Genomic DNA, 26,546 nt, shown 5'->3' on the forward strand with positions numbered 1-26,546 from the left:
GGTCTCGCGCGGCATCCAGCGCCCGTGCTCCAAATAGCGTTCTCACGAACTCCTTCGATTCATAAACACACGATGAGCGACGATTCTGCCCCTCAAGCATCGAAGCCTGCCGGCTTCGGCCACAGCCCCTCGCACGCCATTTGTTCTGCCTCCACAAGGGTAAGGACATCTGCGCTCCCGCCCGTGCGAGCCGGATCGGTGCCGTGATGACGCCTGATCTCCATTTTCGCGATCTGGTTGCGATGAACCTCATCGGGGCCGTCAGCGAGTCGCAGCAACCGAGCGTTTGCAAAGGCGGCTGCAAGCAGATGGTCGTTGCTGGTCCCACCTCCACCGAACAACTGCATCGCCCAGTCCGCAATCTGCTGCGCCATCCGCGGACCGGCCACCTTTATCATCGCTATTTCACGGCGAGAATTCTTGTTGCCTACCGTGTCCATCTTTTGGGCGGCGTTCATCGTCAGAAGGCGGGCTTGTTCGATCATGACCCGGGATTCTGCAATGCGCTCAAGCGTGACCGACTGATCAGCCAATGGGCGCCCGAAGGGAGTGCGAATTTCCGACCGGCGGCACATGCGTTCAAGTATCCGCTCCGATAGGCCGATCAGCCTCATGCAATGGTGGATCCGCCCCGGCCCGAGCCGTCCCTGCGCTATTTCGAAGCCACGGCCTTCGCCGAGAAGCATGTTCGAGACCGGCACTCTCACGTTCTCGAAGACAACCTCCGCGGCGCGATCCGGCACGCCATAGAAGCCCATTATCGGCAATGCACGGACAACCCGGACGCCCCGCGTCTCGCGCGGGATCAGAATCATGGACTGGCGCCGGTAGGGATCATCAGCTTCAGGCTGGACTCTGCCCATGAAGATGAAGATCTTGCACGCGGGGTTCGTGGCGTTCGTCGTGTACCACTTGCGTCCATTTACAACGTATTCGTCTCCGTCGCGGACGATCGAACTGGCGATAACGGTCGCATCGGACGAAGCCACCGCCGGTTCTGTCATTGCGAAGGCAGAGCGAATTTCGCCGGACAGCAGCGGATGCAGCCATTGTTTCTTCTGCTCAGCCGAACCATAGCGCAGCAATGTTTCCATGTTGCCGGTGTCCGGGGCAGAACAGTTGAACACTTCAGGGGCGAAGAGACTGCGCCCCATGGTCTCGCAGAGCGGGGCGTAGTCCACGTTCGACAGCCCGTCGGGAGATTCGTCTGCCGGAAGAAACAAGTTCCACAAGCCCGCCGCCCGGGCTTTGATCTTGAGCTCTTCGACAACCGGATAGATCGCCCACGGCCCGAGCCGCTCCGCCTCAAGGTAATAGCGGCGCTCCTGAGGATATATGTACTCGGCCATAAAGGCTTGAAGCTGCTCGGCCAAGGCAATTCCGCGTTTGCTTTGCTCAATCACATCCAACTCCCCAGCCTCTTGAGATCTCAACAGTAGGTCAGAACACTTCGGCATGCAATCTCGTCTGACGATCTTGACAGTCCAAACACGCCGAGGTTATACTTTCGCAATCTTTTGGAACTCGCCAACAGCAATGAACAGCCCTTTAACTTCATCCGGTAGCGGTGGCCCCCTTCCTCTGGATCGCCTCACTGACTGGTTATGTGGCAACTTGGATGGATTTCGTGGTCCCTTGCGGGTTGAACGGTTTGCCGGCGGCCAATCAAATCCGACCTTTAAACTTGAAGCGGCTTCCGGAAATTACGTGCTGCGCCGCAAACCCGCAGGAGACGTACTGCCTACAGCTCATGCTGTTGATCGCGAATTCCGCGTCTTAGGAGCAGTTGGTCGCGCTGGCATCCCGGTGCCTCGCGTTCACGCGCTGTGTACGAACCCAGAAGTTCTGGGCAGCATGTTCTACGTAATGGATTGGATACCGGGCCGAGTCTTCTGGGATCCGCAATTGCCAGGTCTCGGGGCACGGGACCGGGGCCATATTTTCGATTCAATGAACAGTGTGATTTCCGCAATTCACAGCCTCGATCCCGACGCCATCGAGCTCGGTGACTTTGGTCCTCGACAAGGCTATTTAGCCCGGCAGGTGACGCGTTGGACGAAACAATATCGCGCCTCGGAAACGACACCAAACGAAGCAATGGAACAACTGATCCGATGGCTTCCCTCGCATCTTCCCAACGAAGGCGAGTTGCGCGTCGTTCACGGTGACTATCGTTTAGACAACGTCCTGATCCATCCGACCGAACCCCGAATCGTTGCGGTGCTCGATTGGGAATTGGCGACGCTAGGAGACCCGCTTGCCGATTTCGCCTATCACGCGATGACGTGGCGCATCCCTCCAAAACTCTTTCGCGGCTTGGCAGATGTCGATTTCGCGGGTCTCAGGATTCCGGACGAACGGCAATACTTGACGAACTATGTTGAACGCAGAGGTGTGAAGGCACCTTCAAACTGGGACTTCTACATCGTTCTGGGTCTATTTCGGCTTGCCTCCATCCTCCAAGGAATCGCCAAGCGTGCGATCGACGGCACGGCCGCGAATGCAGACGCGGGCGACCTCGGAGGCAAAGCCCTGCCGCTCGCCGAGTTAGCATGGCGATTAGCCAGTCGTCTCTGAATTGGAGCCTTTCCGAAGAAGCAGCACGATCGCAACAGAATACCAAGAGCGCCGGAAACTGACGGGGAAGCAGAAGCCGATCTTGGCGAAGCCGATTTTGCGTGGTGAGATGTTTGCGACAGGCTCGATTGTGCAATATGTCCATGGGCTAGGCTGAGGGAGCGCCATATTCCACAGACACAATGCGTGGATCGACGCAGGCCAATGATGTTTTTCGATTTGGGGAATGATGATGTCCAGAACCTGGAGGCAAGCCGAACAGATCATACCTGAGGCTTGTGACAGACACTTTCGGGAGCGGTCGCGGCTCGAATCATGCGTTCGGGAGAGCCAATTCGGCGGGCTGGGCCGGAACGGGCGGCGGAACCGAGCCGATCGATGAAGCTCAAGCCATCTGCCAATTCCCTCGACTCGACGGCCAGTGCGTCCGATCGCGTCGTGGCCGACGTAGTGCGTGGCCTTTATGATGGGCGATACGCACCGGGCCAGCGGTTGGTCGAGTCGGATCTGATGCAACGATACGAGGTCGGGCGAAGCACGGTACGCGAGGCAATTAAGCGCCTTTCAGCGATTGGCGTCGCGGCAGCTCATCAATTCAGAGGAGCACAAATCCGTCAGCTCTCCCGGAAGGAAGCGCGGGACATCCTGCTCATACTCGAGCTAATGGTCGGGCTCGCCGCACGTCTAGCCGCGGCCAGTATCCAAAAGCCGGGCCATCGGCGTCAATTCAACGAATCCTATCGGCAGCTACTCACTTTCGCCAATGAGCGCGAGTCTTACGAAATGATCCGCGCGCGCAACCGTTTTTATCGGGCGATGACGCGTATCGGCGGAAACGCTGAACTGGCCCGCTTGCTGCCAAATACCCAGGTTCATCTGGTGCGCACGCATCTGAGCATGCCCCCGGAGCTACGGTTTGAAGATTACCGCCGTATTGGCCAAGCGATTCTCGAGGGGGACGAACAGGCGGCGGAAGCGGCTGCCAGGCGGCACGTTCGTCGCAGCATGGCTAAGCTTGACGAATTGCCGGACGACACTTTCGGCCCAGATTCGCTGGAGCAGTTCGACCCGCTGAAGCAAGACGAAGACTGATCAATAAGCTGGTCTACCAATGCACCGCTTGTTTCAGAATTTCATCGACCTGTTGGTTTTGGTGACGTTTTGATGATCCCGGGCGAGACGGCGTTGACGCGGACACCGGTGGCCCTTGGTAGTTGATTAAAAGCCACCGTTCGCACGCCATCCCTCCGATCTGACGGCGGGAAGCCCTGCGTCCCGAACGCAAAGAATATCTTCTAAGTTGTTGATTTTTCTTGTGGCGACAGGTGCTTCTGGCTCGTTTTGTTCACGGTCGTTTCACCCAATTCGTTGCGATTTCGTTGCGGCGTTACCTTACGAGAACAAGCTCACTAAGATATTGGCCTCTTCGGAGGCCTACGCGTTTGGTGGGAGTCGAAGCAAGCCCGACGTCTAACGGGGCTCCGTTGAAGCGACTCGGCTATCAAGGCGGTCGTGCCGTATTCACCGCCACGGGCACAACGCCGGCATAGATTGCGTCGAGAAACGCGATCGGCCAATCGATCACATCTTGCATCGTTATAGTAAGTCGCAACGACGACCAACTCCTTGCCGTCAACGCATTCTCCTCATGACACAAGGGCTGGGCAGCGATTGGAGTGCCGCGACCACCGCCGAATCGCTTCCAGTCCGCCAACTGTTGCTGAGCCGCCCCGCGTCTTCGAAGCCGCCCATTCCGGCGGCAAGCTGGTCACTCCGACCGGAAGCAACGCTCGTATGTCACTTTGACATCTTTTAGAACACCGATGAACTCTTGGGCCAGACGAGATGGCAACCTATGGCGCGGTTGAACGAGCCTGCCCATGACTTTGATCGCAGGATCGAACGGCCGCATCACCAGATCTGGCGCCGGTGTCCCCATCATTGCTAGCCCGTCCAGCAGCGCCAGGCCTGCGCCTGCGCGCACCAATGCGCATGCGACGGTGGACTGCGATACCTCGATTGCAATCTTCAACGGGACGTCGGCATCGGCAAAGGCGCGCACGGCGTGGATTCCCAAGGGGAGCTGCCTGCTCAGGCATATCAGCGCTTCGGGCTCAATATCAGCGGGCACGACGCAAAGCTTCGATGCCAATGGGTGCGTACGCGGCATCACGCATCCGAAATCGGTTGCCCAGAGATCGCTTACCGAGACGCCCGGCGCCGCCGTGGAGTCTATAACCAAGCCTAAGTCTGCATGGTAGTTGGCGACATGGGTGGTGACCTGAAGCGCACTCATTGACTGAAGCGTGATCACGACGTCAGGCCGTGACCGGCGAAATTTTGCCACCGCGGTCGGCAGCACCGCATTGGCGAAGGCCGAAATCGCTGCGATGTTGAGCACGCCCGCTCGCCCGGCTCGCAGATCGCCTGCGCGTCTTTGTACGACGTCAAATGCCGCGAACGCGCTGACGGTCTCGGGAAACAGCGATTGCGCTTCGGCCGTCGCCAGCAGCCGCTTCTTGCGCCGCAGAAAGAGCGGAAATCCGAGCCGTCGCTCGGCCTGCTGAAGCGTTCGGCTGACGGCGGGCTGCGAAACGTGGAGTTCCTCGGCAGCGGCGGTGATGGTGCCCAACTCCATGACGCGCCGAAACACCTCCAGTTCGCGCATACTCAACATCATAACCCCAGAACATGATTGGTACAGCTTTTGGCATTTAGACCACATGCATCAGGGGGCCACAATGGCCGTGACGGTTGGCTCAGGCCGCCCGTTCAATCAAAGCCGCATCGTCCAAGGACCCATCAATGAACGCACCCAAAATTGCGACGATCACGGCGTTTCCGCTGGGGATCCCGTTCGACCATTGGGCATCTCCGCCCATGTTCGCTGGCCGGCCGCGCACTAGCCTCGATACCGTCCTGGTCAGGGTAACGACCGATCAGGGCACGGTGGGGTGGGGTGAAGCCTATGGCAGCTTCCGGTCCGCGGTCGTGGCGGCGATCGAGCAATGGGTCTCGCCGCTGGCGATCGGGCAAAGCGTCGACGACGTCGAACTGCCGGCGCGGATCGAACGGACCTTGCACAATCTCGGCCGTGCCGGTGCCACCATCCACGCGATCAGCGGCCTCGACATCGCGCTGTGGGACATCCGCGGCAAGCACGCAGGCGTGCCGGTCTCAACCCTCCTGGGAGGACGGCAGCGCGACCGCATCGAGGTCTACGCATCGCTGCTGCAATATAACGGCAACACCGAAGAGATCAGCCGCGTCGTGGATCGTGCGCTCGGAAAAGGCTTTCGCCAGGTCAAATTGCATGAGCGCACAGCCAAGGCCGTCGCCGCTGCCCGCGCCGCGGCGGGCCCGAACGTACCGTTGATGGTCGATACCAATTGCGCGTGGCTGCCGGCGGAGGCCACCGCAGCCGTTATGGAAATGTCGCCATCCAATCTGCTGTGGGTGGAAGAACCGATCTGGCCGCCGGAAGACTTTGCGTCGCTTGCGGCGCTCAGACAAACGACGGGCGTGCCGACCGCCATCGGCGAGAATGCCAGCAACGCTCTCGATTTCAAAAAGATGCTCGCCGCGGACTGTGTCGATTATGTGCAGCCCAGCGTCATCAAGATCGGCGGTCTGACGGCGCTCTGGCAGATCTGCCGCGAGGCGGAAGCGGCGGGAGTGACCTGCGTTCCGCACTCACCGTATTTCGGCCCGGGCTATCTTGCCACCATTCACGTGCTGGCGGCCAAGGCGAAGGTGAGCGCGCTGGAACGATTTTATTGCGAGCTTGCCTTCGATCCCTGCGGCGGTTTCGTTCCGATCGAAGCGGGTTTCCTCGCCGTGCCTGCGACGCCGGGCCTCGGCGGCGATCCGGACATGGCGTTGATCGATCGATACCGGGCCTGACGGTCGTACAAAAACAGGGAGGGAAAATTCATGCCAGGCATCGACCGGCGTTCGCTGCTGATCGGACTGACGTCCGCCGCGACGGTGTCGCTCTCCGGCGCGCGGGCGAAGCAGCAAGCCTATCCGCAGCGTCCGGTCCGCGTCATCGTTCCCTACGCCGCCGGCGGCGCATCTGACATCGTGGCGCGTCTCGTCGTCGCCGCCATGGCCGAAAAGCTCGGCCAGTCGCTGTTCGTCGATAACCGGGGCGGCGGTGCGAGCATGATCGGCACGCAGGCGATCGCGACGGCCGCGCCCGACGGCTACACGATCGGCGTCGTCGACAGCGCGTTCACGATCAATCCCAGCCTGTTCGGCGTCAAGCTGCCGTATGACACCAAAAAGGATTTCACGCCGGTGTCCCTGCTGGCGCGCACCTCGCTGGTGCTGGTCGTTCCGGAGCAGCTTCCCGTGAGCAACGTGAAGGAACTGATCGCGCTCGCCAAATCGAAGCCCGGCGCGCTCAGTATGGCGACCGCCGGCCTCGGCACCGCGGTCCATCTCGGCTGCGAACAATTCCGTCAGGAGGCCGGCATCGACGTTGTCGCGGTGCCCTACCGCGGTGGCGGGCCGTCCATGATCGATCTGCTCGGCGGCAAGGTCGATTTTACATTCGGTACCATTCCCACCGTTCTGGAGCATGTCCGCGGCAACAAGCTGAAGCCTCTTGGAAGCACGACGGGACGCATCGCGCACCTGCCTGACGTGCCCAGCATGGCGGAGGCTGGTCTGCCGAAGGTGGATGCGGCGCCGGACTTTGGAATCGTGGCGCCCGCCAATTTGCCGCCGGCGGTCCTCGCCCAACTCGCAACCAGTACTCAAAGCGCGCTGAAATCCGACGAGGTGCGCCGGCGCTTCGATGAAAACGGCTACCAGTCCATCGGCTCCACGCCGCAGGAATATATCGCCCATATCGATTCATCGATCGAGAAATGGCGCCAGATCATTACCGCCGGCAACATCAAGCCGGAGTAGCGCGCACCGCCGGGAGCAAGATGAAATTGGAGAATGGAATGCGCTATCGATCACGTGCCTTGATCGCCCTCATTCTCTTGGCGACCGGTGTCTCGACTGCGGCGCCAGCCTGGCCGGACCGCAGCATCAAGATCATTGTCCCGTTCGTCGCCGGTGGCAGTTCGGACACCCTGGCCCGCATTCTGGCGCAGCGAGGTGGGCTTCGGCTTTGCGGCTGACACCGGACATTCGCGCTGCATCAAAACGGAGTCTTCGTACAGACCCCCTCCCTATCTCCTATGTCGTCAAATTCTCCAAAAAACCTTTCGAGAATGTCGTCTCATCTCGTTTCGGTCGCAGTTGACAACTGCGCGTATGAGGCGGAGCCACTCTCCTCGCGTTGATTTCGCGTGGCCGCGTGCGCCTTGGCGGCATCGAGCGCGGCTTCGGCGACGCCGACGGCGGCGCTGAGCCGACCGACCGAGATGGGCGAGTACTGGTTCGGGGTCAACTCGGGCTTCTCTCCAGCGAGCAGCGCGTTCAGCAACCGATCGCGAAGGGGACAGATATTCCCGGTCGAAATAGGCGGTCTTGTTGGCGGCCAAAGCGCTCGACAGCGCCGGCGGCAGCTGCATGCCGGCAGCGGTCAGCTCCAGTGCGTTCCAGCCGATGTCGATGCCACCGAGGAATTTGCCGTAATTGGCTTTGATCTCCGGCGTCATCTTGCCGCTGGAGAGTCCGGTCGAGATGATCAGCGAGGCTTCGCCGGCGGTGTTGCGCAGTAGCCAGGCAATCTGCTTGACCGCGAGCAGCTGGTCGATGGTGGCGTCCTTGTGGTTGACGTCGGCGGCGAGCACGGCGGACAGCTTGTCCATGACGTCAAGCAGCGCGTTCACCGTGACGGTGTAGTCCTTCGCGAGGTTCGCCGGGCGCGACGCCTTCGGCTTGCCCATCGCGTCCCAGAATTCCTTCTGCTGTTCGGCGGCGCTTCGTGAACTGGGAGTACTCTACAAGAAGGAAGGGCGAGGTTCCGCCACCAAGGACTATCTGGTGAAAATCACCTAACATTCCAACGGCCGCACCCAAGGTTTTCCATTTGGAGCCGCAAGTGCGGCCTTTTCTTTCGGAAGCGCAGCACATAGTCCGCTTAGAGGTGAACAGCGGTCAAGCCGCAGACCCGCTGGAATGATCGGCATAGGCCACAAGGCGACTCTCTCCCCGTATAATAGGGCTGCTGAAATGGAGATAACATGAGCGTGCCGGAAATCATTCGACGAGCTATCGAAATCAGTGAACGGAACGGCAAGATTACCTTCGATGAATTGAATCAACTGTGTGACAGTAAGGTTCTAGATCCCAAAGACATCGAACGTATTCTTAACGCTCTGAGCGAAGCTGGAATTTGGATTGAAGGAGACTGAAACTTGGTTCCGGTACAACGAGATGGGGTGCGCAATGTGTCTCTTACAAACTAATGAGGCCGTTCGTGATTTGATAGAAAGGCTCGGCTCCGCGCCGATTATTGCCCGCTACGGTCAAGGAGAAGCAGCTACGTTGGCGCACGCTTTCACCGATCTCGAAGTATCGCTGCGAAGATTTTTGAATGAGCAGCTTCCAAAACTTGCTGATCCCTCCTTGCGAGGCGAACGGCTAGAGGATCTCCTTCTGGACTACCTTGAAACCCCAATGCACGATCCAATAGGCTGCCAACAGGAGCCGCAGCAGCAACGCGCCCCAACGTGCTGTGTAATTGATCGATTCCATATCGGTTTCCCTTTGACTTTAACGCCCCGTCACACGAGCTTGATTGACATATCCGGCAAGCCCTCCAGCTTGCAGAGCAGCACATCCCCTTTGACCACAGGACCAACATGTTCCGGCGTCCCGGAATAGATGATGTCGCCCGGTGCCAGCTCGAATGCTTCCGAAAGCCGGGCGATTTGTTCGGCAACGCTCCAAATCATCTTGTCCAAATCGGAGCTCTGTCGAACAACACCGTTGATGGCGAGCGAGATCGCGCCTCTGGTGAAGTGCCCGACCTTGGCGACCGGATTGATCGGACCGATCACGGCGCTGTGGTCGAAGCTCTTGCCGATTTCCCACGGCTTCTTTTCCGCGGCCATGCCGTTCTGCAAATCGCGCCGCGTCATATCGAGACCGACGGCGTATCCGTAGACATTGTCGAGCGCCTTTTCAGGCGGGATGTTCGTGCCGCCCGATTTCAGAACGGCCACCAGCTCGACCTCGTGATGATAGTTTTTGGTAAGCGACGGATAGGGATGATCCGCGATCTCGCCGATTGCGACATTCTGGATTGCGTCCGTTGGCTTTTGGAAGAAGAACGGCGGCTCGCGATTGGGGTCCGAGCCGCGCTCGATTGCGTGGGCGGCGTAGTTGCGACCTATGCAATAGATGCGGCGGGCCTGGAATAGTCGAGATTCACCGACAACCGGGATCGTTGTGATCGGCACCGAGAAAAGCAGTTCCGGACCGGTCTGAGCGCTTGCCTTGCTCACATCCGAGAGTACGGCGGCAGCCGCCGTCCCAGTGGTCATGGTCAACATTCCGCGTCGAGAAGTCGTTCGCATGATAGAATATCCATTCGGTCAGCTCCGCCGGGCTGGTTCGGAGCAAGAGTTTATAAGACTGTCAGTGTGCCAAAGGATCTGGCCGCATCTGCACCTTGAATACTTTCGGATAGGCCTCCTTCCCGCCCTCGCCGTGGAAGTTTGCGCGTGTGCCTGATGTTGTCCAGACTCCGCGGCCCTTCCACCCCGTCGACGGATCATCGATGCGCCCATCGACGTTTTTGGTGAAGAAGCCGAGCGGATAAGGGACGCGCAGAGTAACGAATTCGCCATTGAGGAGGGCCAGTAGCGACTCGCCGCCATTGGCAGATGCAATCGGCACATTGGCGCCGAGGCCAAGCGCGTTGTAGCGGTCTACCCAGACATAGTAGGCGTGGTTTGCGCTGCCCTTCGGGTCCAGTCCTCTAAATTGCGGACCAGGCAGCCGGAAGACCTTCCAGCCTTCCGGACATTGCTTTCCATCAGCCGTGCTGGGTCCATTGATTGGACCGTTGCAGAGCTTGCGATCGAAGCTTGCGAGATGCCCGCTTGAGAGCGCTGTCCAGACCACGCCGTCGAGCCCGATGTCGATTCCGCGAGGGCCAAAGGTGCCTTCGGGCGGCTGATAGACTTCGGCCAGGGCCGTCTTGGCCGGATCTGGCCCGGGCACAACGCGGACGATATAGCCAGGCTGATCGATGCGCGAAAAACCGCGATCCATCGATTGTCCCCAAATTGAATCGTCTACCGGACTTGGCATGATGCCGTAGAAGGACGCTGCGATGCGCTTGTCCTTGCTCGGATCGAGCGGATCTTTTGCTTCAACGTAGTCGTCGCGCCTGCCGTTGCCATTGGTATCGATGACGAGCGGGGTCCAGCCTTGCGAGGCGACTTGGTCGCCGGTCTCACGGAATTGCTTCGTGTTCAGCCAACCAACGATGCCGCCGCCAAGCCCCGGCCCGCCCGCGCTCATCCATAACGTATTACGCGGATCGTGACCAAAGTAGAGATGATGAGTCGAGAAGCAGGTATTGATGAGATCCCATTTGCCGCTGACCGGATCGAATCGCGACAATTGCCGCAGCGAAGTCGCCTGGGGGGCGATCTTGGCCGATGGATGGCTGGAGCCCTGTTTGCAATAGTCCGGGTTCTCGGGAGGCCGCAAACGCGCGGTGAACCAGACTTTCCCCTGCTCGTCCATGATCACGTTGTGAATGCTCGTGTGGCCGTCCCAAATCGGCTCGTCTCCCCAGTATGCGGATGGACCTTGCGGAGCATCCGCCGACGATGCCGTCTGCGGATCGAGGTAGGGCTGTTTGATCGTCGCGGCGACGTTCTTGATGGGGTCCAGCGTCGGTATTAGGTCGGTGCTTTCTTCCGGCGAACCATAGATCAGGCCGTTGGCGTTGACGGTGGGGTTACGCTTGTCGGTTGAAATCGCATCGTGCTGATAGTGCTTGGGCGAGGCCCAATCCCACATCGTGTAGACGACGTTGCGTTCAATCCCCTTCGGTCGCTCAGGCTTGTCGAATGGAAGCTCCCCCTCTGCGATGCGATCGGTCCATCTCGAGAAGAGCGAGTAGACCTTTTCAGGACCCATACTGCCCAGAGCTAATGCCATGTACTCCATCGCCTGGCCGGCCTGGGTGCGGAGCGCCCAAGCGGTATGCGAGTTGTTGCCGTCCATGAAGACCTTGGGTACTTCGCGGATGCCGCGCGTACCGAGGGCATGACAGGATTGACACATGTTCTTGACCGTATCGATCCATTGCTGCTGAGACTTCATGGTCTCGGGCATCTTGTTGCCCTTGTCACCAGTTCCAGGAAATTCATTCGCGGCGGGAATTTCGAGCAGCGAATACCAGTACATGCCCGGGTAAAGCTGCGCCGCAGCGGCGAGGGATGGCGCGGGCGCTGCTTTGAAAGAGACCAACTTGCCGCGACGCGCATCGATGGGCGCCGAATCCTGCAGCCCGTAGCCGCGCACCCAGATTTTGTAGCCCGCGTCTGGCAGATCGGGAATGACGAAGCGCCCTTGATCGTCGGTCACCACGACCTTTGCATATTTGGTTGGAAGGTCCTTTGTCTCGGCGATAACCCACACACCAGCCTCTGGGCCATTGTCGCCTATGACCTGCCCGCCTATGTCGTGCGCCGAAATGTCGACGGTGGCGGCAAACGCGACGCCGACGTGCAGCAGGGCGCTGGCTGAGAGCCACGCCGCAGTGATCCGCGCAAACTTCATTTCGCCTCCTCGCTCCAGCTATCACCGCACCACGGTCGACGACGTGGGCAGCGATCTGTTTCCTCGATAATGGTTGACCAATTATCGAAATTGGTTATTAGTGGTGAACCAATGAGGCGCGGAGCCAAAACTGTCAACTGCTTTTTGCTTCCGATCGGACCGCGCGAGGGCAAATCCAGAGGACCCGATGATAGACCTTGAGCGCTACATGGACGGAGTTGCCGGGTCCCGACTGCCGCCGGAGCGGCAACTTGCAAAAGAATGGCGCGTAAGCCGAAGCGAGGTGCGGAAGGTACTCGCGCGTCTCGAGCTGGAAGGCCGCTTGGAGCGGAAGGTGGGTAGCGGCACATACGTCAAGGCGCGTCCCACCGACCCGCTTCCGGATGTGTCGGCTCTCCGTCGCATCACCAGCCCGCGTGACGCTATGGAGGCACGCATGATCGTCGAACCCGAATGCGCTCGCTTGGCTGCGATGAACGCGACGGGTGATCAAATTGAGTCAATGCGCCAAGTCGCCAAGCGGATTCGTGCTTCCCAAAACTGGACGGCTTACAAACAAGGTGACAGGCAGCTGCATGAACTGATCGCGCAGGCTTCGGGAAACAAACTACTGAGTGTGCTCCAGCGCATCGTTGAGGAAGTACGGGCGTCGGTCGTCTGGGACAAGCTGGACACCAGTTCGCCGGCACCGCCCAGCGATTATTGGTCCTTCGCAGAACACGACAGGATCATCAAAGCTATCGCAGGCCGCGACCGAGATGCAGCCTCAGAAGCGATGCGTTGTCATTTGAGAACGACCTACGACCGCCTGCTCGCGTAGAATCCAGACTAGACCCACTGTTGTCGGGTAGGCAAGTATTGCTGATCTTGCAAACTGCGATCAGATGGAATGATTTGATATTAGCCGAGCGCCCTCCAGCCGCTGCTGGCAAAGCAAGCGGGCTCTTCGATGCGGACACTGTCCACGATCTTCCGAGGTCGTCTCGATTACCTCCGATCCGTAGATCGTCTGAAAGCGAACGGTTGCCAAGGCACCGATGGCCGACGACACGCCATTGTGCAGCCCCTGATCCCTGCAGTTGATTGCGATCGCGTGGCCACGCCCGACGCCCTTGCGGATCGCCAGGTGCGATCTGAGCGAGGCGCGCGCTCTACCACTCGGACGCAGCGACCGACTTCTAAGATACCGATTCTATTAATAAAGGCATCAAGCCCCTCCACCTCGACGCGCCCGCGAGTCGGGAGGTGCAACTCGTTCACCAGCCGCAACACCGTGAACCATTGTCACCATTCAGGCCAAGGCGCTTCGCGTCGGACAGCTTCAATCAAGACGATTCTTTCGCCTCGGTCGCGCTAGGGAGTTGGCTGGAGTATCACGTTATCGATAAGCCGCGTCGAGCCGACATAGGCGCACGCACAGTGCCGCGGGGCGGTGCAGCGGACTGACGGCGGGCTTGAGCGTATCGCCGTCGACGAGTTCAAGATACTGAAGCCGATCGACTGTTTCCAAGTGCCTCTTGGCGATCGCAATTAGCTTGTCCACTTTCCGCTCTCCCAAGCGGAACTCCTCCGCCGCCGCGAATAGTTCACGACTGATGGCGAGGGCCTGCCCTCGATCTTCCTCGCTGAGATACCTGTTGCGGTTGCTCATGGCGAGACGGTCCTCTTCCCCAACCATCGGCACGGTAACAATCTCGATCGGAAGATTGACATCGATGGCCATCCGACGCACGACCGCGCACTGCTGAAAATCCTTCTACCCAAAGAACGCGAGGTCCGGCTGTACCATGTTGAACAGCTTGTACACGACCGTCGCGACTCCACGAAAGTGCCCCGGCCTGAAAGCTCCGCAGAGCGGCTTTGAGAGCTCGCCCGCTCCGACGAAGGTGTCGAATTGAGCAAGATAGAGTTCTTGTGCAAGGGGCGCGAAGACGATCGCAACAGCGGCATCGCGGCACAGCTTCTCGTCGCGCTCGAAGTCGCGCGGATAGGTGCTGAGAATCCTCGTTTGGCCCGAACTGAGTGGGATTGACGAAGGTGCTGACCACGGTGGTGTCGCATCGCGACCGGCTGGCCTCGATCAGCGTCAGGTCATCGTGCAAATTAGCCCATCACTAGTCCCAGTCAGCAAACAAGTTCCATTCGACGCGCCGGGCGCGTGCGCTTGACAAACTCCTAAACGTAGTATTCCGTAATGCATAAATGATTACGCATATCGGAAATACGGTAACATGATGCTGTCCGATTGAGTGTTGCCAAGGATGCGGCTCCCCAGCGCGGTCGTGATGATCAAGTTGTCGGGTGGCCGTAGAGGCCAGCCTCTACAAACGGTCTTCCGGATGCGGAGCCGCGCCGACCTACTGAACCTTGAACCCTGACACCCGTGGCGGGCCTCTCCAGGAGCTAAAGTCATGTTTCTTCGAAATGCTTGGTACATCGCGATGTGGGCGAAGGATCTCAGCGAAAAGCCCCTCGCAAAGACGTTGTTGAATGACAAGGTGGTGTTCTACCGAAAGAGCACCGGGGGGATCGCGGCAATCCAAGACCGCTGCTGCCATCGTGCCGCGCCGCTCTCAATGGGTTGGGTCGAAAACGACCTGATCGTCTGCGGTTATCACGGGCTTACCTTCAACGAGCAGGGCGCCTGCGTGAAAGTTCCCGGTCAAGACCGGATCCCGCGTAACGCACGTGTCCGGGCCTATCCTGTGATTCAGCGTTGGAACGCGATCTGGATCTGGATGGGAGACCCCGAAGCCGCCGACGCCGACCAGATCCCCGCACTCACTTGGCTTGACAGCCCTGAATGGGCGAGCACGCCAGGCTATATCCACCTGAAATCGAACTATCAGCTGCTAATCGACAACTTGCTCGATCTTACGCACGTCACTTACGTCCATAAGAACACGATCGCCGGCGACCCGCGCGAGGCGACTACCCCGGTTCGCGTCGAGCGCGGTGAAAAGAGCGTAAAGGTCGGCCGCTGGATGATCGACTTCGTCCCACCGCCCCTGTTCGCCAGGGCTGGCAACTTCACAGGCAATGTTGACCGCTGGCAGTGGGTAACGTGGACCGCGCCCTCAATCGTGTTCCTCGACGTCGGCGCGGCGAGGACCGGCACCGGTGCACCGGAGGGTGACCGCAGCCAAGGTATCTCCATCTGGGCCAACCACCTGATGACGCCCGAGACCGAGACGACGACCCACTACAATTTCGCCTTCTCGCGCAATTTTGCGCTCGATGATCCGGAGATGGCGAAGCTTCTCTACCAAGGCTCTCTAACCACCTTCATGGAGGACGCCGACATTTTGGAAGGCGTCCAGAGTAATCTGCGCGGCGGCCTTCTAGAGGATCTGGTCGACATCGTGAACGATGGTGCGCAACTCCAGTGCAGGAAGATGCTCGCTAAGCTGATCGAAGAGGAACAGGCAGCGTCTCCATCTCCGATCACCCCTTCCCGCGGTCTGACGCCTACGCTCCAAACCACCTGAGCCGGAAATCCATTTGGTACGTGAGGACTGAAGAGAATGAACGTCGAATTGATCGATGACAAGTTGCGCTCACGTGCCAAGGAAGCAACCACCTACGATTATGTCATCGTCGGGGCCGGATCAGCGGGGTGCACCCTCGCCAATCGGTTGACGGAGGACCCCAATTGCAAGGTTCTGTTGCTCGAAGCTGGAGGATGGGATCGCGATCCCTTGATTCACATTCCGCTTGGCTGGGGCCGCATCTTTTTCGGTCGAAAGCACGACTGGATGTATTTTGCTGAGGCCGAGGAAGGCGTCCATGGCCGTGCGCTCGGGTGCCCGCGGGGCAAGGTGATCGGCGGCTCCTCCTCGGTGAACGCGATGGCCTATGTTCGTGGCCACCAAGAAGACTACGCGCGCTGGGCGGCGAACGGCCTGCCCGACTGGAACTTCGCGAGCGTCCTTCCCTATTTCAAACGTCAAGAGAGCTGGCAGGACGGCGCAACGGAGTATCGCGGCGACAGCGGTCCGCTAACAACGCAATACTGCCGCTACGATGACCCGTTGGTTCCCGCCTATATAAAAGCCGCCCAGCAGGCCGGACACCCGTATGTCGCTGACTATAACGCGGCGACCCAAGAAGGTATCGCTCCCTATCAGATGACGATCCGGAAAGGACGGCGGTGCAGTGCTGCGGTCGCCTATCTTCGTCCTGCCCTTCGGCGGGCGAACCTCACCGTCCTCACCAATGCGCTCGCGCTACGCATCATATTCAATTCCGATCGCGCGGTCGGAATCGAATATCAGCGCGGCGCGCGGTCCCGCCTGGCGTATGCGACCGGGGAAGTCCTTCTTGCAGGCGGGGTCATCAACTCGCCGCAACTGCTGATGCTGTCCGGGATCGGGGACCCGGCCCACCTCTCGGCGATGGGCATCAAGACACGAGCGGAGTTGGCCGGCGTCGGAAAGAATTACCAGGACCACATGTCGGTGGGGATCTTCTATAAGCGCAAGAAGCCGGGGCCCCTTCACGCCATGATGCGCGCCGACCGAATCGTACGAGAGCTAGCCAAAACCTACTTCGTCGGAGGAGGCATTTCGAACGACGTGCCGGCTGGTACCATGGCGTTTCTGCGCACCACGCCAGACGAGCCGATCCCCGATCTCCAGATTCTTTTCAACGCCGCGCCACTGGTCGCCAAGCCCTACTTCACACCATTCGTGAAATCCTACACCGACGGCTTCGCTGCCCGTGTGGTAGGGCTGCGGCCCGAGAGCCGGGGCTCACTCGAGCTGGCGTCGTCCGATCCGACAGCCCCGCCGCTTATCAGGCCCAACTTCTTTACCGAGCCCCAAGACATTGTCGTCATCCGCAATGGCATTGGGATCGCGCGCGAGATCGCCGCCCAGCCGGCGCTCCACGACTTCGTGGCCGAGGAACTTGCCCCCGCAAGCGCGGCACAGACCGACGCCGAGCTTGACGGCTACATTCGCAACACCGCCATCACCGTCAATCACCCGCTCGGTACCTGCCGCATGGGCCGCGTCGGCGACCCAGGTACGGTAGTCGATTCGGAGTTGCGTGTTGTGGGTGTGCGGGGTCTGCGCGTGGTCGACGCCTCGGTAATGCCAGACCTGGTCGGCGGCAACATCAACGCGTGCGTCATTATGATCGCGGAGCGCGCCTCGGACCTCATCCGCGGTCGAGCCGGGCTCGCAAGCGAACGCCCGCAGCCGCAGATCGCATCCTGACCGTCTTCGCTTTCAATCGGAACGCTTTATGACCCAACGCTACCAGCTGTTCATCGACAATGAGTGGAGGGATCCCGCCGACGGCACCTGGTTTCAGAGCGAGGATCCATTCTCGGCCGAGGTCTGGGCGGATATCCCGCGCGCCAGCGCGGCCGATGTCAATGCCGCGGTGTCGGCGGCTAAGACGGCGTTGACCGGCCCTTGGGGCACCATCACCCCGACCGATCGTGGACGCCTGCTCTATAAGCTGGGTACGCTGATCGAGGATAATGCGACGAGGCTCGCGGAGATCGAGGCCAAGGACAACGGCAAGCTCCTGAGCGAGGTGACTGGTCAGATCCGCTATGCGGCGAAGTACTTCCATTATTATGCAGGCCTCGCCGACAAGATTGAAGGCACCGTTATTCCGATCGATCGCGCCAACACCTTCACGTATTCGCGCTACGAGCCCGCGGGCGTCGTCGCCTCCATCACGCCGTGGAATTCGTCACTGCTACTGACCGTCTGGAAGGCCGCGCCAGCGCTGTGCGGCGGCAACACGTTCATCGCCAAGCCGTCCGAGTTCACGTCAGCCTCGATGTTCGAGCTGGCCAAGCTTGTGCTCGAGGCGGGACTTCCCAAGGGCGTCTTCAACGTCCTGACCGGCTTTGGGACCGAGGTCGGCGAACCGCTCGTTCGGCATCCCGATGTGGCCTGCGTCGCCTTCACTGGCGGCGACCAAGGCGGTCGTTCGGTAGCGAAAGTCGCGGCTGACGGATTGAAAAAGGTCCTGCTCGAGCTAGGCGGCAAGTCGCCGAATATTGTCTTCGACGATGCCAATCTGGACGATGCGGTGAATGGCGTCATCACCGGCATCTTCTCGGCCGGTGGCCAGTCCTGCATGGCCGGATCGCGACTCCTTGTGCAGGAGACTATCTATGACGAGTTCATGGAGCGGCTGCTCGAAGTCACCAAACGCGCGAAGGCTGGTGATCCTCGAGCCGAGGACACCCGCGTCGGACCGATGGCAACTAAGCCACAGTTCGAGAAAGTCATGTCGTACATCAACATCGCCAAGAACGAAGGTGCAAGGTGTCTCACCGGCGGGCGCGCGCTGACCGGTCCCGGCTATGGCGCGGGCCGAATCGTCGAGCCTACGATCTTCGTCGACGTCACCAACGACATGCGTATCGCGCAGGAGGAGGTGTTCGGACCGGTGCTCGCCGTGATCAAGTTCAAGGACGAGGAAGACGCGATTCGAATCGGCAATGACATTCGCTTTGGACTTGCGGCCGGGATTTGGACCAAGAGCTTGGACCGGGCGATGCTACTCAGCGAGAAGCTCCGGGCTGGAACCATTTGGGTCAACAACTATCGTGCGACGAGCTTCACCGCCCCGTTCGGCGGCTTCAAGCAGAGCGGCATCGGCCGGGAGAACGGCCTCGAAGCCGTTAAGGAGTTCATGGAGGTCAAAACGGTCTGGATCTCGAGTAATCTCAAGATGCCAGATCCGTTCGTCCGCAGATACTGACTCTTAAAGGCAGGAACTTTGGCTCCCGTGTGCTCACTGTTCTCGACCGCTGCCCAGGCAGCATTGTCGGGCACTTCGCCGAGCATGCAGAATAACCCCCCGCTGTCCAGGTAGACCGGTGAATGACGACATCATCAACCAATGAGTGGCAAACGCTCAGGCTATCGGCGATCCGTTATGCGGCGCGGGGCACTTCGCTGTTCGAGCTGAGCCATCCAGAGGGAGGCACCCTCCCAGCGGTGACTGCCGGGGCGCACATAGACGTCTTGCTGCCGAACGACATCATGCGTCAGTATTCGCTGCTCCATGCCGGCAGCGATCTTCGTTCCTACACCTTGGGAGTGAAGCGGGATCCGGTCAGCCGCGGCGGCTCGTCCTACATGCACGATAGCTTGCGCGTCGGGCAGATCGTCAAGGCGTCCCGCCCGCGAAACAACTTTCCACTCAACGAAGATGCGCGCTACAGCGTCATGATTGCCGGCGGAATCGGGATTACGCCGGTTTGGTGCATGATTCAGCGACTCGCCGAACTAGGCCGGTCTTGGGAGCTGCATTATTCCTCACGGTGTCGCGAGGACGCCGCCTTGCTTGACACGCTTCAGGAATATGGACACGTCCACTTCAACTTCGACGAAGAGAATGAACGCCGGTATTTGGACTTGGCGACGATAGTGGCGGCCGCCTCCCCTGACGCGCACTTCTACTGCTGCGGGCCGCAGCAGATGCTCAAGGCGTTCGAAGCGGCGACGCAGGGGCTCGCGGCCGAGCGGGTTCACCTTGAATATTTCGCATCGAGGCACAAAGCGGCGGTCGACGGCGGCTATATGGTTGAACTCGCGCGGTCGGGGCAGACCTACGAAATTCCCAAGGGAAGCACGATTCTCAACATTCTGCGCGATGCCGGCGTCCCGGTAAACTTCTCATGCGAGCACGGCACGTGCGGCGCTTGCGAGACGAATGTGCTCGGCGGCATTCCTGATCACCGGGATTCGCTCCTCAGCGAGCAGGAGCGTGCGGTCAACAACACCATGATGATCTGCTGTTCCGGCTGTAAGGGAGATCGCCTTGTACTAGATCTTTAGCCGAAGCAAGCAAGTTGTTTCGGCCGCTCGGCATTTCACATCTGGGATATTTCCATTTCCGACGAGGGACCGCCTCTTGGCGTGCGGCGCACCCGCTGAGCGCAACGAGGCCGGCCCGCAACGAAATGGTGGGCAAGCTCAAGTATGGCTTCGTTCCGTTAGTCCTCATTAGGCGGCTGCTCGCGGCTCTATCCGGCATGACGCATTGGCGCGAACCACGCGAATCCTCGCGGGCGTCCAAGCCTCAAACATCCGTCTTCGCTCCTGCGCAGATGCGGGAGATGCCCGAAGCTGATCAGCTTGGACAGCTTCCCGTTCAATGGAACGCTTGCGCAGCCGGGCATCGGGGGCTATGGCGTTCGGTTATCAGGACGCAGCTGCGGGGTGGTTGCCCGCTAAAGGCGATTCGGCACATTTCGCCCTGGCGATCGGCCGATTTCCGCGTCTCCGCAGAACCGCTTAGTCGGCAACATAGAGACTGTGCGGAAGCTTTGGGGGATTCATGTCGACATCCGAGCATGACGTTGAAGAGAGCCGGAACAGGGTCCAATCGGTCGATATCGCGATGTCGATCCTGGCCGCGATCGCGACGGCCTCCCGGAGAGTGTCGCTGACTGAAATCGCTCGGCAGCTCGGTTACGCGCCGAGCAAGGTACACCGCTATTTTACCAGCTTCGTGCGCGCTGGGATCCTGGTGCAGCAGTCGGAAAACGGATTGTACGAGTTCGGTCCACTCGCCCTCAAGATTGGGCTGTCCGCGATCGGCCAGATCGATGCTGTTCGCTTTGCCTCGGAGGGTCTTGCTGTACTTCGCGAAACAACAGGATTGAGCATTCTCCTCGTGGTATGGGGTGACATGGGTCCAACGGTGGTTCGTCTCGAGGAAAACATCGACGCTGTGCGAACGAACATTCGGCTCGGTTCGGTTTTGCCCGTCCTGACCACGGCGATCGGCCGCGTCTTCTTGAGCTACCTTCCTGCGACCTCAACTGCTGCGTTCGTGGCCCGCGAGTGCAAGGAAAGTGAGGTCGCGGCCGCCATCGACAAAGATGCGCTAATCGCCCAAATCCGCCGTGACCGCTTTTGCCAGATCAAAAGTTATATGCTGCCCAACGTCATTGCGATGGCCGCGCCGATCCTGAACGCCGACGGTTATGCCGCCGCTGTTGTCGCCGCACTGACGCGCCCGCTCTCAAACCTCACCGCGACGCACGATGCACCGGCTCGAGCACTGAGTGACTTCTGTCACGACGTCTCTACGCGGATCGGCGGCAGCTGACGCGTCCAGCGGCCGCGACAGAAGTTGGAAGCCCTTTGTGCTGAAAGTGGCAGCACAGCTTTGGCATTTTGAACAAAGAGCTGATGACGATAATCGCCGGCGCGACCGTTGCTATGATCTCTCCCTACCTTGGGAAAGCCCTCGCACTCATCGAGCGGCTTTGAATGGTAGAGTTTTCCAGTCGGACGCCGGTTCGAACGCGACCTGGTTCTGGCCGAGAATAAAGCGGGTCGCCGCGATATAGATCGATTCATTCAGTTCACTTGGCCGATCCTTCGGCATGTTCTGTCGGATGTAGTCGTAGAAATCGCCTATCGGCGCATCTGACCAATGGCTTACGAAATTCTCCCCAGTAAGAGGCGGGCCTGCCCGTTCATCGTTCGCGAGATTTCCTTGAAGCCGGTCGCCGTGGCACCGGGCACATGCTTCCTCGAAGGCCTGTCTATCCTGGGCGAGACAGGGTTCACTGAATCTACAGAGAACGAGGCTGACTCCAATAAACGGCAAGATGCTGCGCCAACTGGCATGCCAAACGTTCATTCTTAATCCCTGAGTTGGGGAAGCTCGGACCAACGAGGCGGCTTTGGCAGGGATAGCAGATAGGAGTGAATGGCTCGCAACTCTGCGTCACTGAGAACGGCCGAAGAGTAGGCTGGCATCACATTGCGCGGCCGACGTACCAGTTCAGTAAATAAATTGAATGGCAACGGAGGCATCCCAATGCGAGGACCCGTCGACAGGGAACCCTGGCCTTGAAGACCATGACACTCGTAGCACCCCTTTTGCCGAAATACTCTTTCACCATCCTGAGCGGGAGGGGTGAGTTCCTGGGCGCCACACGGCCTAGCTAGCGAGAGCGACAAGACAAGCAAAGTAACAATCCGCATCATCAAAGTCCTTCTTGTTACCGCGGCTGGGAGACGACATCGACCAATGCCGGTTCGCCCGCTTTGACAACATCAAGAGCACGTTTGAGGACCGCCCCCAGGTCCTTTGGATCATCGACCGGCCCTTCGGCCTTTACGCCCATGCTCTTCGCAAGTTGCACGTAGCTGATAGAGGGATCATCGAATTTTGTACCGATTGAGCAACGGTCAACGCCACGTTGGCGCCGGTCGGCAATCCTCTGCACGTGCATAATCTCTTGATGATACCCTCCATTGTTGTGAACGATTGTCAGCAGCGGAACCTTGTGGCGAGCGAGTGTCCACAGCGATGCGGGCACAGCCATGAGATCACCGTCGCCCTGAATGTTGATGGATATGCGACCCTGGTCGCGGTTGGCTAGCGCCGCACCAACCGCAGCCGACAGATTGCCCCCTATGCCGTAACCGCCGGAATTACCGAGATAGTGATGATGGTTCTTGATGTCCCAAAGTCGTTGGGGCCAGAAGTTCGTGTAGAAGGCATCCGATACAAGCGACCAGTTTTCGTGACGGAGCAGCTCCCATAATTCGGCGTGAAGGCGCGCCGTGCTGACGGGAGAGGCGTCCCATGCATAGGTCGCTGCTACCTTGGCACGATGCCGCAGCTCGACGAAGGCGGCCTTTAGTTTCTGTCGGCGTGCGTCTGCCAAATCCGCTTTCCCCGCATTCATCTCCCGTCTGACCGCCTCGATCAGGGAGGGCAGCGTTGCCTCGCCGTCGCCACTGACGGCAACGTCGACAGACGTGAAGCGCTGGAAATCCTGATAGTTGGCCTTCAAGAACAAGTCTTGCGAGGTGACCGAAATAAGCTTTGCGGTCTCCTTCGCCGCTGGGATGACATCGCGATGAACCCGATCACGAAATTGATTTACCGTGCCCCAGAAATCCGTCAGCTCAATTCCGATAATTACGTCGGCCTCCTGGATGAGCTCACGGCCTCGCTCACTGTGATTCAGGTAATGACGGTTCGGCATGTTCATTCGGCCGAATTTGTCAACGACTGGCGCGCCCAGCGCCTCAGCAAACTCAACGAGCAGGTCGACGCCGGCCGGCGTGCGGGCGAGTCTGTCAACCAGAATGACGGGCGTTGTTGCCCCGACGAGGAGGCGCGCGGCTTCAATAACGGAACCCGCATCTCCCTGAGGAGCCGATGACCGAACGAGTTTGGGCACGAAAGGGGCACCCTCGACCTCTCTTTCTTGCAGTTCGGAATCAACGACCAAGACCACGGGCCCCATCGGGGGCGTCATAGCGATTTTGTGAGCCCGTAAAAACGACTCCGCAAAATGTTGCAGAGAGACAGGTTGATCGTCCCATTTCGTGAAGTCCCGAACCGTAGTGGCGCAATCTTGCACGCTATGGGTCCATTCGACGCCAGTACGCCGCATGGCGGCATCCATGGTATTTCCGGCGATGCAAATCAACGGCACTCGATCGCACCAAGCGTTGTAGATGGCCATCGAACCGTGTTGGAGGCCGACAGTCCCGTGAATGCACGCCAGCAAAGGTTTTCCGGTAACCTTGGCATACCCTTGGCCCATCCCGAGCGCAATTTCCTCATGCAGCACGGTGAGCATTTCAGGCTTAATATTATGACCGTAATTGATGATCGACTCGTGCAGCCCCCGAAAACTTGACCCCGCTGTCGTAGCAACATAGTCGACGTTTGTGGACTTAATGACATCGACCATGAAATCCGACCCGGCGCGGCGTACGAAAAATTCGTCGTCGCGTTGTTGGATCGGCGCACTTTCCTTTGCTACCGCAGCGGCGGAGGGTGGCGGCAATGGTCCATTCCCTCTGACCGCGGCGGATTGCTGGGCTGTGACACTTGAAGCGACGGTCGCTCCAGAGGTCGCGAGTGCCGCGGTCATGAAGGTACGCCGATTGAGTGAATGCGCTTTGTCCTTGGCCCCCACTCCTCATCTCCTCTTAGTCTGCTTTTATGAAATCCAGCTGGCACGTCGATGTCGCAATTTGCGCTCATGTCTTCTGCCGCGACGTCGCGACGAGAATCGGCGATAGCTGGCGCGGCCGACGGGCCCTAGGTTGCAAGTATTAAGACCGCGTCACGCTCGGCCTCAGTGATGGATTGCCTGTCGGCTCATGATAACGCTCTTGTGCCCGATCGCGCCGGGCACCCTCGACATCGCGGCCATACAGAGCGCGGCCACAAAGGCGGGGAGCGCGGCAACGGTAAACAGCCCGGAGAAGCCCAGATTCAGCGCGATCAAAAAGCCTCCCATCATGGATCCGAGGATCGAGCCGAGGCGCCCGATCCCGAGGGACCAACTCACACCGGTCCCCCGAACGGCGGCAGGATAAAAGCTTGCCGCGATTGCATTCAATCCGATGATGGTTCCGCCAATTCCCGAACCGGCAAAGAAGATCGCAACGCCGAGGGCGAAAGTATTGGTGTAGACCTGCCCAAGCGCGATGATGGAGGCGGTCGCCACGATCAACGAGGCGGAAAGCATGCGGTAGGGATTGAAGCGGTCCATGATGACGCCGAGCGACACTGCGCCGACCGTCGTGCCGACCGGGATCATGGCGGCGAGGAGCACGGCTGTCCGGATTGTCACTCCGCCGCTGTGGATCACCGTGGGCAGCCAGCTGCTGAGGAAATAGTAAACCAGGAGGGCCATGAACTGGCTGGCCCAGATCAACATGGTGCCACGCCGGAGATCGGGGGCGAACAGGGCGGCGACCGGCGAGCCTTTCTCATGTCCGGCAGGCGCCACAAAGGTCGTGCCGGCCAGCGACGCCATCGGCGCGATGCGCCGGATCGTCTTCGCGATCTGCTTGTGTCCGCGATCTTTAGCGATCAGGTACCGCACCGACTCCGGCACCGCCAGCAACAGGACCGGGACCAGAAGCAGTGGCAGGGCGCCGCCGAGGATGAGCACGTGCCGCCAGCCTTCGGGGCCGGTCGCGAGCTGCGCCGCGATCACGTTGCCAAGGGCGCCGCCGATGGCGAAGCCGCACGACACGAACGTTAGCATGGTGAAGCGGATTCGCGAGGGTACATACTCCGACGCCACCGTGATTGCGTTCGGCAAGGCGCCGCCGAGGAAAATCCCGGCGATAAATCGCATGACGACGAGCATCTCAAAGCTCGTGGAATAGCCGCCTGCGAGGGTGGCACCACCGACGCCGATCACCGAAAGGACTAGCGACGAGCGTCGGCCGAACTTGTCGGCCAGGGGACCGAAGATGAGAGCACCGGCGGCTAGGCCTACAAGGCCCGCACCGAACAGGTTGGCGAGCCGGTCGGGCGAGACATCCCACTCCATCCGGATCGACGGCGCCAGCGAGCCGATTACAACGACGTCCATCCCGTCGAGGACAGCCACAACGAAGCAGACCAGCGACAGGAATATCTGAAACGGCGAGAGTCTGTGCGCGTCTATGATCGCCTGTACATCGACTGCGGATGATTCCCTGCCCATGCTATCCTCCTGTCATTCTGATTATTGTCGGACGGGGCGCCGCTATCGGCGCCGCGTGTCTATTGGCCAGTAATCGGATTGCCGGGAGAACCGGGTGCGACGAACAGTCATTGCGATGGCACGGTCCCAGCCGCGCCTATCGCACCGCTTTGGCGGAATCCTTCTTGCCGCCAAACAGATTCTTCACCCGCCCGACCAGCCCGGGCTCGGCTGACGTGTCCTCGGCGGCAGGTCCGCTATCTTCCGCTGGCGGCGCGCCGACCTTATCGGCGAACCGTGTAAAGAACTGGCCGGCGAGCGACCTGGCAGTCGCGTCGATGAGGCGGGCGCCAATCTGAGCCATCTTCCCGCCCACCTGCGCGCTCACGACGTAGGTTAGCAACGTCATGCCGTCGCGGTCCTCGAGCCGAACGACAGCACCGCCCTTGGCGAAGCCCGCGGCGCCGCCCTGCCCCTCACCAGCGATCCGGTATCCGTTGGGCGCGTCGATGTCGAAAAGGGAGACCTTGGCGGAGAACTTGGCGGCCATGGGTCCAATTCTGACCTTGGCAATCGCCGTCATTTCCGTTTCCGACAGGCGCTCGATTTCCTCGCACCCGGGGATGCACTCCTGGAGGATCGCCTCGTCGTTCAGCGCCCGCCAGACATCCTGACGCGCGGCAGCGATCAGATGCTCTCCAGACATATCCATGCGGCCATTTTGTATTACAGTATGGTAGGCATACATAATTGCTGTCGTACTTGCAAGCGACTTGGCGCTATGCGCATAAGTGTCATGGTAAGCGTTCGGCCGAGG

General features: G+C 59.7%; 22 protein-coding genes and 1 pseudogene. 12 read left to right on the forward strand and 11 right to left on the reverse strand.

Going from position 1 to position 26,546, the window contains the following annotated elements; genetic code table 11:
• Positions 1-92: 92 nt before the first annotated feature.
• Positions 93-1,403, reverse strand: a complete 1,311-nt coding sequence (locus RAD15_RS05980; RefSeq protein ID WP_458175381.1) for an acyl-CoA dehydrogenase family protein — start codon at positions 1,401-1,403, stop codon at positions 93-95.
• Positions 1,404-1,455: 52 nt separating this feature from the next.
• Between RAD15_RS05980 and RAD15_RS05985 the strand changes: the two genes are divergently transcribed.
• Together RAD15_RS05985 and RAD15_RS05990 are read left to right on the forward strand one after the other, a co-directional pair.
• A complete protein-coding gene (locus RAD15_RS05985; protein WP_458175383.1) occupies positions 1,456-2,577 on the forward strand; it encodes a phosphotransferase in 1,122 nt (373 codons plus the stop codon).
• A gap of 378 nt (positions 2,578-2,955) precedes the next feature.
• Positions 2,956-3,669 carry a GntR family transcriptional regulator gene (locus RAD15_RS05990; RefSeq protein WP_458175385.1) on the forward strand — a complete coding sequence of 238 codons (714 nt, stop codon included), beginning with the start codon at positions 2,956-2,958 and terminating at the stop codon, positions 3,667-3,669.
• Positions 3,670-4,345: 676 nt separating this feature from the next.
• On the opposite strand, the gene RAD15_RS05995 is transcribed toward RAD15_RS05990, so the two are convergent.
• On the reverse strand, positions 4,346-5,245 hold the full coding sequence (locus tag RAD15_RS05995; protein WP_458175387.1) for a LysR substrate-binding domain-containing protein: 900 nt from the start codon (positions 5,243-5,245) through the stop codon (positions 4,346-4,348).
• A gap of 137 nt (positions 5,246-5,382) precedes the next feature.
• Here RAD15_RS05995 and RAD15_RS06000 point away from each other — a divergent pair, with 137 nt between their 5' ends.
• Genes RAD15_RS06000 through RAD15_RS06010 form a run of 3 tightly spaced genes read left to right on the forward strand, consistent with a single transcriptional unit; the run spans position 5,383 to position 7,712 of the window.
• Entirely contained in the window at positions 5,383-6,480 is a 1,098-nt protein-coding gene (locus tag RAD15_RS06000; protein ID WP_458175389.1) for a mandelate racemase/muconate lactonizing enzyme family protein, read from the forward strand.
• 30 nt (positions 6,481-6,510) lie between these two features.
• Positions 6,511-7,494 carry a Bug family tripartite tricarboxylate transporter substrate binding protein gene (locus RAD15_RS06005; protein ID WP_458175391.1) on the forward strand — a complete coding sequence of 328 codons (984 nt, stop codon included), beginning with the start codon at positions 6,511-6,513 and terminating at the stop codon, positions 7,492-7,494.
• Between the two features lie 38 nt (positions 7,495-7,532).
• Complete coding sequence (locus tag RAD15_RS06010; RefSeq protein WP_458175393.1) at positions 7,533-7,712, forward strand: hypothetical protein; 180 nt, start codon at positions 7,533-7,535, stop codon at positions 7,710-7,712.
• A gap of 66 nt (positions 7,713-7,778) precedes the next feature.
• On the opposite strand, the gene RAD15_RS06015 is transcribed toward RAD15_RS06010, so the two are convergent.
• Complete coding sequence (locus RAD15_RS06015) at positions 7,779-8,426, reverse strand: hypothetical protein (RefSeq protein WP_458175395.1); 648 nt, start codon at positions 8,424-8,426, stop codon at positions 7,779-7,781.
• Between the two features lie 297 nt (positions 8,427-8,723).
• Between RAD15_RS06015 and RAD15_RS06020 the strand changes: the two genes are divergently transcribed.
• Positions 8,724-8,894 carry an RNA polymerase sigma factor region1.1 domain-containing protein gene (locus RAD15_RS06020; RefSeq protein ID WP_458175397.1) on the forward strand — a complete coding sequence of 57 codons (171 nt, stop codon included), beginning with the start codon at positions 8,724-8,726 and terminating at the stop codon, positions 8,892-8,894.
• Positions 8,895-9,266: 372 nt separating this feature from the next.
• On the opposite strand, the gene RAD15_RS06025 is transcribed toward RAD15_RS06020, so the two are convergent.
• Together RAD15_RS06025 and RAD15_RS06030 are read right to left on the reverse strand one after the other, a co-directional pair.
• Positions 9,267-10,061 (reverse strand): fumarylacetoacetate hydrolase family protein, encoded by a 795-nt coding sequence (locus RAD15_RS06025; RefSeq protein ID WP_458175399.1) that lies wholly within the window; start codon positions 10,059-10,061, stop codon positions 9,267-9,269.
• Between the two features lie 61 nt (positions 10,062-10,122).
• Complete coding sequence (locus RAD15_RS06030; RefSeq protein ID WP_458175401.1) at positions 10,123-12,285, reverse strand: carboxypeptidase-like regulatory domain-containing protein; 2,163 nt, start codon at positions 12,283-12,285, stop codon at positions 10,123-10,125.
• A 208-nt stretch (positions 12,286-12,493) separates the two neighbouring features.
• On the opposite strand from RAD15_RS06030, the gene RAD15_RS06035 reads away from it, so the two are divergent.
• Positions 12,494-13,105, forward strand: a complete 612-nt coding sequence (locus RAD15_RS06035; RefSeq protein WP_458176060.1) for a FadR/GntR family transcriptional regulator — start codon at positions 12,494-12,496, stop codon at positions 13,103-13,105.
• 533 nt (positions 13,106-13,638) lie between these two features.
• Here the strand turns inward: RAD15_RS06035 and panC are convergent.
• Positions 13,639-14,387, reverse strand: a pseudogene (gene panC / locus RAD15_RS06040) (pantoate--beta-alanine ligase).
• A gap of 309 nt (positions 14,388-14,696) precedes the next feature.
• Here panC and RAD15_RS06045 point away from each other — a divergent pair.
• From RAD15_RS06045 to RAD15_RS06065, 5 genes are all read left to right on the forward strand, one after another.
• Entirely contained in the window at positions 14,697-15,773 is a 1,077-nt protein-coding gene (locus RAD15_RS06045) for an aromatic ring-hydroxylating dioxygenase subunit alpha (protein WP_458175403.1), read from the forward strand.
• A 36-nt stretch (positions 15,774-15,809) separates the two neighbouring features.
• Positions 15,810-17,504 (forward strand): GMC family oxidoreductase, encoded by a 1,695-nt coding sequence (locus RAD15_RS06050; protein WP_458175405.1) that lies wholly within the window; start codon positions 15,810-15,812, stop codon positions 17,502-17,504.
• Between the two features lie 28 nt (positions 17,505-17,532).
• Positions 17,533-19,014, forward strand: coding sequence for an aldehyde dehydrogenase (locus RAD15_RS06055; RefSeq protein WP_458175407.1), 1,482 nt, complete (start codon positions 17,533-17,535; stop codon positions 19,012-19,014).
• A gap of 122 nt (positions 19,015-19,136) precedes the next feature.
• The gene (locus tag RAD15_RS06060; protein WP_458175409.1) at positions 19,137-20,096 is read left to right on the forward strand and encodes a PDR/VanB family oxidoreductase; all 960 of its coding nucleotides are present in this window, start codon (positions 19,137-19,139) and stop codon (positions 20,094-20,096) included.
• A gap of 502 nt (positions 20,097-20,598) precedes the next feature.
• Positions 20,599-21,375: an IclR family transcriptional regulator gene (locus tag RAD15_RS06065; protein WP_458175411.1), complete on the forward strand. Its 777-nt coding sequence runs from the start codon at positions 20,599-20,601 to the stop codon at positions 21,373-21,375.
• Positions 21,376-21,522: 147 nt separating this feature from the next.
• On the opposite strand, the gene RAD15_RS06070 is transcribed toward RAD15_RS06065, so the two are convergent.
• The 5 genes from RAD15_RS06070 to RAD15_RS06090 all read right to left on the reverse strand — a co-directional run bounded on the left by RAD15_RS06070 (position 21,523) and on the right by RAD15_RS06090 (position 26,477).
• Complete coding sequence (locus RAD15_RS06070) at positions 21,523-21,915, reverse strand: c-type cytochrome (protein WP_458175413.1); 393 nt, start codon at positions 21,913-21,915, stop codon at positions 21,523-21,525.
• Between the two features lie 2 nt (positions 21,916-21,917).
• The gene (locus tag RAD15_RS06075; protein WP_458175415.1) at positions 21,918-22,265 is read right to left on the reverse strand and encodes a c-type cytochrome; all 348 of its coding nucleotides are present in this window, start codon (positions 22,263-22,265) and stop codon (positions 21,918-21,920) included.
• Between the two features lie 14 nt (positions 22,266-22,279).
• Positions 22,280-24,220 carry a thiamine pyrophosphate-binding protein gene (locus RAD15_RS06080; RefSeq protein WP_458175417.1) on the reverse strand — a complete coding sequence of 647 codons (1,941 nt, stop codon included), beginning with the start codon at positions 24,218-24,220 and terminating at the stop codon, positions 22,280-22,282.
• A gap of 162 nt (positions 24,221-24,382) precedes the next feature.
• The gene (locus tag RAD15_RS06085) at positions 24,383-25,750 is read right to left on the reverse strand and encodes an MFS transporter (RefSeq protein ID WP_458175419.1); all 1,368 of its coding nucleotides are present in this window, start codon (positions 25,748-25,750) and stop codon (positions 24,383-24,385) included.
• A 136-nt stretch (positions 25,751-25,886) separates the two neighbouring features.
• Positions 25,887-26,477 (reverse strand): SRPBCC family protein, encoded by a 591-nt coding sequence (locus RAD15_RS06090; RefSeq protein WP_458175421.1) that lies wholly within the window; start codon positions 26,475-26,477, stop codon positions 25,887-25,889.
• Positions 26,478-26,546 lie beyond the last annotated feature (69 nt).

This window comes from Bradyrhizobium sp. 14AA, assembly GCF_054185205.1.

Excerpts from the sequence above, each read along its gene's own strand:
- RAD15_RS06055 (WP_458175407.1), top strand. The coding sequence starts at position 17,533 with ATGACCCAACGCTACCAGCTGTTCATCGACAATGAGTGGAGGGATCCC.
- RAD15_RS06065 (WP_458175411.1), top strand. The coding sequence starts at position 20,599 with ATGTCGACATCCGAGCATGACGTTGAAGAGAGCCGGAACAGGGTCCAA.
- RAD15_RS06030 (WP_458175401.1), bottom strand. The coding sequence starts at position 12,285 with ATGAAGTTTGCGCGGATCACTGCGGCGTGGCTCTCAGCCAGCGCCCTG.
- RAD15_RS06075 (WP_458175415.1), bottom strand. The coding sequence starts at position 22,265 with ATGATGCGGATTGTTACTTTGCTTGTCTTGTCGCTCTCGCTAGCTAGG.
- RAD15_RS06050 (WP_458175405.1), top strand. The coding sequence starts at position 15,810 with ATGAACGTCGAATTGATCGATGACAAGTTGCGCTCACGTGCCAAGGAA.
- RAD15_RS06000 (WP_458175389.1), top strand. The coding sequence starts at position 5,383 with ATGAACGCACCCAAAATTGCGACGATCACGGCGTTTCCGCTGGGGATC.
- RAD15_RS05985 (WP_458175383.1), top strand. The coding sequence starts at position 1,456 with ATGCAATCTCGTCTGACGATCTTGACAGTCCAAACACGCCGAGGTTAT.
- RAD15_RS06010 (WP_458175393.1), top strand. The coding sequence starts at position 7,533 with ATGCGCTATCGATCACGTGCCTTGATCGCCCTCATTCTCTTGGCGACC.
- RAD15_RS06005 (WP_458175391.1), top strand. The coding sequence starts at position 6,511 with ATGCCAGGCATCGACCGGCGTTCGCTGCTGATCGGACTGACGTCCGCC.
- RAD15_RS06085 (WP_458175419.1), bottom strand. The coding sequence starts at position 25,750 with ATGGGCAGGGAATCATCCGCAGTCGATGTACAGGCGATCATAGACGCG.
- RAD15_RS06070 (WP_458175413.1), bottom strand. The coding sequence starts at position 21,915 with ATGAACGTTTGGCATGCCAGTTGGCGCAGCATCTTGCCGTTTATTGGA.
- RAD15_RS06025 (WP_458175399.1), bottom strand. The coding sequence starts at position 10,061 with ATGCGAACGACTTCTCGACGCGGAATGTTGACCATGACCACTGGGACG.
- RAD15_RS06060 (WP_458175409.1), top strand. The coding sequence starts at position 19,137 with ATGACGACATCATCAACCAATGAGTGGCAAACGCTCAGGCTATCGGCG.
- RAD15_RS06045 (WP_458175403.1), top strand. The coding sequence starts at position 14,697 with ATGTTTCTTCGAAATGCTTGGTACATCGCGATGTGGGCGAAGGATCTC.
- RAD15_RS06090 (WP_458175421.1), bottom strand. The coding sequence starts at position 26,477 with ATGTATGCCTACCATACTGTAATACAAAATGGCCGCATGGATATGTCT.
- RAD15_RS06020 (WP_458175397.1), top strand. The coding sequence starts at position 8,724 with ATGAGCGTGCCGGAAATCATTCGACGAGCTATCGAAATCAGTGAACGG.
- RAD15_RS05990 (WP_458175385.1), top strand. The coding sequence starts at position 2,956 with ATGAAGCTCAAGCCATCTGCCAATTCCCTCGACTCGACGGCCAGTGCG.
- RAD15_RS05995 (WP_458175387.1), bottom strand. The coding sequence starts at position 5,245 with ATGCGCGAACTGGAGGTGTTTCGGCGCGTCATGGAGTTGGGCACCATC.
- RAD15_RS06015 (WP_458175395.1), bottom strand. The coding sequence starts at position 8,426 with ATGGGCAAGCCGAAGGCGTCGCGCCCGGCGAACCTCGCGAAGGACTAC.
- RAD15_RS06035 (WP_458176060.1), top strand. The coding sequence starts at position 12,494 with ATGGACGGAGTTGCCGGGTCCCGACTGCCGCCGGAGCGGCAACTTGCA.